This is a genomic window from Streptococcus caprae (assembly GCF_042649745.1).
In the GTDB taxonomy this organism is placed as follows: domain Bacteria; phylum Bacillota; class Bacilli; order Lactobacillales; family Streptococcaceae; genus Streptococcus; species Streptococcus caprae.
Genome location: NZ_JBHRZV010000007.1, coordinates 1 through 6,218 on the forward strand (window position 1 = coordinate 1; position 6,218 = coordinate 6,218).

At 42.7% G+C, this 6,218-nt stretch carries 5 protein-coding genes; 4 read left to right on the forward strand and 1 reads right to left on the reverse strand.

Going from position 1 to position 6,218, the window contains the following annotated elements:
- Window positions 1–412: 412 nt before the first annotated feature.
- Window positions 413–2,140, forward strand: a complete 1,728-nt coding sequence (locus tag ACFORF_RS01685) for a zinc ribbon domain-containing protein (RefSeq protein WP_380424781.1) — start codon at window positions 413–415, stop codon at window positions 2,138–2,140.
- A 170-nt stretch (window positions 2,141–2,310) separates the two neighbouring features.
- On the opposite strand, the gene ACFORF_RS01690 is transcribed toward ACFORF_RS01685, so the two are convergent.
- Window positions 2,311–3,195, reverse strand: coding sequence for an RluA family pseudouridine synthase (locus tag ACFORF_RS01690; protein ID WP_380424784.1), 885 nt, complete (start codon window positions 3,193–3,195; stop codon window positions 2,311–2,313).
- A 102-nt stretch (window positions 3,196–3,297) separates the two neighbouring features.
- Between ACFORF_RS01690 and pbp2a the strand changes: the two genes are divergently transcribed.
- Genes pbp2a through secE form a run of 3 tightly spaced genes read left to right on the forward strand, consistent with a single transcriptional unit; the run spans window position 3,298 to window position 6,100 of the window.
- Complete coding sequence (pbp2a, locus tag ACFORF_RS01695; protein ID WP_380424787.1) at window positions 3,298–5,715, forward strand: penicillin-binding protein PBP2A; 2,418 nt, start codon at window positions 3,298–3,300, stop codon at window positions 5,713–5,715.
- 46 nt (window positions 5,716–5,761) lie between these two features.
- Window positions 5,762–5,914 carry a 50S ribosomal protein L33 gene (gene rpmG, locus ACFORF_RS01700; RefSeq protein WP_380424789.1) on the forward strand — a complete coding sequence of 51 codons (153 nt, stop codon included), beginning with the start codon at window positions 5,762–5,764 and terminating at the stop codon, window positions 5,912–5,914.
- A gap of 12 nt (window positions 5,915–5,926) precedes the next feature.
- Window positions 5,927–6,100, forward strand: coding sequence for a preprotein translocase subunit SecE (gene secE, locus ACFORF_RS01705; RefSeq protein WP_380424791.1), 174 nt, complete (start codon window positions 5,927–5,929; stop codon window positions 6,098–6,100).
- Window positions 6,101–6,218 lie beyond the last annotated feature (118 nt).

A 6,218-nucleotide genomic window follows, 5' to 3' on the forward strand; every position in this document is an offset into this window, starting at 1 on the left:
ATCGCTTTTCATTATAGGTCATATGGGACTTTTTTTCTACATTCAAAAAGGCTCCATAATCTCTGCAGGGGAGCTACCCACTACAGAAATTATAGAGCCATAAAAGTTTTAAAAGAAGATTTTGGTTTCAGTTCAAATCTAATTGGTGTCTGATTGATAAAGGCAGAGATAGAGTCTAGTTAGACATATATTTTGATAAATTAGTGGCCTAGTTTTACAGACTGCAGTGAATTTATGGTCTCAAATATAGCAGTAATGATTGGGTAAGAATGGGAGCAGGGCATAAAATCATAGAAAACTGGAAAATTTGTTACGATTTTGTAGGGGGATGGTCACTTCTGTAATGTTTCACTTCAATGTAATCTGATATAATGGAGGCAAGTCGAAAAAGAAGAGTGGAGAATTGTGAGAGATGCAGGTATTACAAAATGTAGCGAAGCGTTTTTGGTCTCAGATTTGGCTGAGGGGGTTAGTCATTTTAAGCCTTGTTCTGCTGGGTGTAGGGGTGATTTTGGGTTATACCTATTTCTCGAAGTCTGCCTTTATTGACCGCTATTTGAAAGCACGTCAAGAAGAAAAAATGACTTTTGAGGATTTAAAGCCCTATCTTGTTTGGTCCGATACCAAGGAATTGATTACAATGGAGGAGGCTAACTATGCAACCTTTAAGCCTTTAGCAGCTGATGTAAATTTGGAGTCCATGAAGTCGGAGTTATTAGCCGCTGATAAGAACAATGATTTTTATTTGGTTAAAGTCGGAACGCGATTTGGAATTTTTCCAGACTACAGGCTTGCTGTCAAACCTGTTAGTTTGACTATTCATACCAATATTGACAAGGCGGATATCCTGCTTAATAACAAGATGCTTGCTAAAGCTGATTCTGCAGATTATAACATCACGATTGACCATTTACCGATGGCGGATTACACGGCAAGCATAAAGGGAGTTTATGAAGGTAATCCTTATCATGTCGAACGGACGTTTGATGGTAGTCAAACGACCATTGATTTATCGGTGGCCTTTAAAACCTTTACGGTTACCAGCAATCTTGAAGGAGGGAAGCTGCTTCTTGGAGATAAAGAGATTGGTAAAATAAATCAGAATAAATACGAGTTCACGAATTATCCGGTATCTGATGAGTCAGACCTCTATGTTAAACAAACCTATCCAGATGGAGACTTGACTTCAAATACTGTAGCAATATTGAGTGTAGAAAATGGTAGCGAAGTTCCTCTAAACGTTGATGGTCTCTTATCTCAAGATGCTGCTGGGGACTTAGTCATTTCGGCTTTCAACCAAGCTTGGTCCTATGCAACTTACGGTGTAGAACCTGCCACAACTGACTTAGAAACAGTCTTTCAATCGGGCAACACAAATGAATTTTATAAGGCGCTCAAGGATAGCCTTAGAGCTAGAATGCTTACAGATAATCGTAGAGCTTCTAGTTTGGGGATCGATAATATTTATTTGACGAATTTCAGTCAGATTGGTAAGGAAAGTTATGTCTTAGAGTATACAGCGACCTATGATTTCTTTTACGATAAAGCAACAGATACTAGTGGAAGAACGCAGGGAGATTATTATCAAACAATCGGTGGTCGTGCGATCTTAAGTAAAGTGAATGGTAATTATCGTTTCAGTAAGTCTGGGCATTCAACAGTTTCAGTTCTTTCTGAAGATAATCAAGTCAAGGAACTCTTGCCGGTTCCTGAAAGCATGGTGGGAACCTGGGAAGGAACATTATCAGATAATAAATCTAAGGTAAAAATGATGGTTACCTCAGATGGTAAAGTTACAACGACCATTGAACTATCAGAGGCTGAGACGACAACATCAAGTTCTTCAAGTAACTCATCAAAAAAATCAGACAAGGTAATAAAGTCAAATAAAAAACAGACAACGTCATCACTTGTTACAGACTATACGGAAGTTTCACCAGGTCTCTTCCGGTTGACTGCTAATGATGGCTCTGCTCTCATACCGGGAGCAAATCTTGGTGGAGTCGGGGTTCAATATGCATACGGTGTCGAGATTTCTGGGAATACACTTAAGATTGTTATATGGCAAACAGCGACTGGGACGGACTTCGATTATACCAAGCCAATGTATGGTACAACACTGACTAAGACAGCTGAATGATGACAATTTTTACTCTTTGAGAATTTAAACCTGTCTGTCTTATCTCGCTTTGCCGTACCATCCGTACTGTCTGTAGCGAGCCGCCTTGTCAGCTTTTGATTTTCATTGAATATTAAAAAGAGAGTGGGACAATATCGACCTCTATGAGTTGCCGATTTTTGTCTCACTCTCTATTTTTTATATGATGAAGATTTCCACTTTGCTAGCACCTGCTCAAAGGTTTTAGAAGCTGCAACTACAGTAATTTTTTCAAGAGTTAAGGGGTGGACAAAGCTCAAGCTGTGGGCATGGAGCATGAGTCGGCTGGCTGGCCGCTTTGAGTAGAGGGGATCGCCAATTATGGCATGGCCGTGGTTGGACAGGTGGACCCGGATTTGGTGCGTCCGTCCGGTTTTGAGCTGACAGTTGACCAGACTAGCACCGTTTAAGCTTTTTAAGCACCTCACTAGTGTCAGGGCTGGTTGGCCATTTTTGGGATCGACGACACGCTTGCGACGGTCCTGACGATGGCGGCCGATTTTATCACGGTAGATTTTCTCTTTCTCCGTGTCACCCTCAGCTAGGGCCCAGTAGTCCCGGTGGATGGCCTTGTCCTCCAAGAGGCGGTTGAGGATGGGGAGGATAAAGGGATTTTTGGCAAATAGCACAGCACCACTGGTTTCCATGTCCAGCCGATGAACGACATAGCAGGTCTGTTGACAATGGGCAGAGATATGATTGAGCAGGGCAATCTCTGTCGGTTCATTGCCATGGGTCTTGAGGCCTTCTGGCTTATTGACGACGATGATATGGTCATCCTCGTAGAGGACTTCAACTATATCAGCCTGCCCCCAGGGGATGGTTTTTTCAGGATAATCTTCTTCGTCGAAGGTCAACTCTAAGACATCACCTGTTTGGACCAGACTTTGCCAGTTAATCGCTCTGCCATTGACCAAGACATGCTTTTTGATCCGAAGAAAATGGCGAATCTTCCTAGGAATGAGTAAGTGTTGCTCTAGCAAGTCCTTGACAGTAGTATCGGGATAAGGACTAGGAAAGGTAACAGTAAATGCCATGGTGACCTCCTTGATAGAATGCTTCCATTGTATCGAAAAAGCAAAGGTCAGGCAAGTAAGGTTTCTAATTGAGGCAAAAAAATCGCCGTGTTATAATAGGGTATGGACTTTTTTGAATTATTAAAGAAAAAATTCTTCCCAGACCGTGAGGCCAAGGAGGCCCAAAAGGCTGCGAAGATGCAAAAACAAACAAAACAGGAAGAGTGGTCCCACTGGGAGCACCAGTCTGAATTAGCAGATAATAAGTCTACTCCTTCAAAGGCTGTCGACCTCCAAGACCAATCTGAACAGATTTCTTTTGAGCCTAGTGAAGAGACTACTGAGTCTGCTCAGGCGGATATCCTGGAAGCAGAAGAGATAAGTGTCAAGGACTCCAAGTTCAGCCGCTCCAGTCGTAATCAGCGTTCCAAACCTAGGGTCTCAGAGGAGGAGGCCAAGAAACATTGGTACAGCCGCTTGATACTTCCTCACAATCATCCGATTCGAAGATTCTGGCGTCGTTTCTATCTGACTCGGATTTTATTGATTATGACAGCTTTGGTAGTTCTGGTCGTTGGTTCCTATCTCTTTTTCCTTGCTAAATCGACCAAGGTAAGTGATTTGCAGGATGCCCTCAAGGCGACGACGGTTATTTATGACAAGGATGAGCAGTACGCGGGCTCGCTATCTGGTCAAAAGGGGACCTATGTCGAATTGGATGCTATCAGCGATGACCTAGAAAATGCTGTTATCGCTACTGAAGATCGTAGCTTTTATGAAAACAGTGGGATTAACATTCCGCGTTATCTATTGGCTATAGTGACTCTTGGTCGAACTGGTGGTGGGTCTACCATTACCCAACAGTTGGCCAAAAATGCCTATCTGACCCAGGAGCAGACCATCACTCGTAAGGCCAAGGAATTTTTCCTGGCATTGGAGTTGACTAAGGCCTACAGCAAACAGGAAATCCTAACCATGTACCTCAATAATGCCTACTTTGGAAATGGGGTCTGGGGTGTCGAAGACGCCAGTCAGAAGTATTTTGGGACCAGTGCGGCTAATTTGACCTTGGATGAAGCTGCAACCTTGGCGGGTATGCTCAAAGGGCCGTCTATCTATAACCCTTATTATTCCATTGAAAATGCGACTAACCGTCGTGATACGGTACTCAGTGCCATGGTGGATGCTGGGATGATTACAGAGGAAACTGCCACAGAGAATATGGCCGTCGGTATGGGCAATCGTCTGGCAGACACCTATGCTGGGACTTCAGATGACTACAAGTACCCATCTTACTTTGATGCGGTCATCAATGAAGCTATTTCAGTCTATGGCTTGACGGAGAAAGAAATTGTCGATAACGGCTATAAAATTTATACTGAGTTAGATCAAAATTATCAGTCTGGTATGCAGTCTGTCTTTGACAATACTTATAATTTCCCGACATCATCCTATGATGGTAGTCAGGCCCAAGCGGCTAGTGTGGCTCTTGATCCGTCGACTGGTGGTGTTCGAGGATTGGTTGGGCGCGTGCAAAGTAGTAGTGCTTCCTTCCGTAGCTTTAACTTTGCAACCCAATCTAAACGGAGTCCAGGTTCAACGATAAAACCACTTGTGGTTTATTCCCCCGCTATTGCTTCGGGTTGGGCAATTGATACAGAATTACCTAATTCAGCTATGGACTTCAATGGGTATGCGCCGTCCAACTATGGAGGTTTTGAGTCTGAGTCCATTCCTATGTATCAGGCGCTGGCCATGTCCTATAACATCCCAGCTGTTTACACTGTTGATCAATTAGGTATCAATAAGGCTATTTCTTATGGTGAAAAATTCGGTCTTGACATGTCGACTGCCAATGAACAGCTTGGTCTAGCGCTAGGAGGTTCTATCACAACCAATCCTCTTCAAATGGCACAAGCCTATTCTGCCTTTGCTAATGGTGGTGTCATGGGAACTGCTCACCTCATCACCCGAATTGAAAAGGCAAATGGTGAGACCCTTAAGTCTTATACCGAAAAATCAACTCGAGTTATTAGCCAGTCTGTTGCAGATAAAATGACCAGTATGATGCTTGGAACCTTCTCAAACGGGACTGCGGTTAACGGAAATGTCTATGGCTACACCATGGCAGGAAAAACGGGAACAACTGAGACGGAGTTTAATGCTGACCTTATCGGAGACCAGTGGGTAATTGGTTATACGCCTGATGTGGTTATGGCTCAGTGGGTCGGTTTTGAAAATACAGATGAGACGCATTACATTGAAGATTTTGATTCGACCACACTCTTTTCAGCAGTGGCCAGCTATGTTTTACCTTATACGGCTGGAAATACCTTTACTGTTCAGAATGCCTACGAGGCAAATGGGATAGCCGCAACGTATTCAGAGGCAGAAGTAGAGGAAAATTCTCGATCTATTATTGACAGCCTCACAGATCAGGCTCAGCAAGCCGCAGACAATATTAATCAGGCTGTTGAAGAATCTGGTATTGGTGAAAAAGTGAAGAGTTGGTGGGATGACTTATTAGACAATTTCAGATAAGTTGACAAATTGTAACGAAGATGGTAAACTAAGGAACGGAGGCGTTATGGCACAAAAAAAAGCAAGTCTAGCCTGTGAGATTTGTGGATCACGCAACTATTCCATTGGTATTAGTAGCAATCCCAAACCAACACGGTTGGAGGTTAAAAAATTCTGCAAATATTGTAAACAATACACCTTGCATAAAGAAACAAGATAAAAGGGGACGACAGTGAAGAAAAAAAGCGTATTTGGGGTCTTGCGTGATACGACATGGCCTACACCTAAGCAAGCTTTGAAAGATTTCATCGCAGTTATTGAGTATACCGCCTTTTTCACAGTAATTATCTATCTCTTTGATTTATTGCTGTCCAAAGGGCTAGTGTCACTCCTAAGCTTATTTTAAGAAAAAAGCAGAGCATTCTGAAAAGAACCCCTTATAATGGACAGTATAAAAAGTACTATACTGTTCTTATAAGGAGGTTCTTTTCTCATGGCTAAAAAAGGAAGTAAATTTACAAAGT

Bases quoted from the DNA above. Each gene is read 5' to 3' on its own strand.
- ACFORF_RS01685 (WP_380424781.1), top strand. From the start codon at position 413: ATGCAGGTATTACAAAATGTAGCGAAGCGTTTTTGGTCTCAGATTTGG.
- ACFORF_RS01690 (WP_380424784.1), bottom strand. From the start codon at position 3,195: ATGGCATTTACTGTTACCTTTCCTAGTCCTTATCCCGATACTACTGTC.
- pbp2a (WP_380424787.1), top strand. From the start codon at position 3,298: ATGGACTTTTTTGAATTATTAAAGAAAAAATTCTTCCCAGACCGTGAG.
- rpmG (WP_380424789.1), top strand. From the start codon at position 5,762: ATGGCACAAAAAAAAGCAAGTCTAGCCTGTGAGATTTGTGGATCACGC.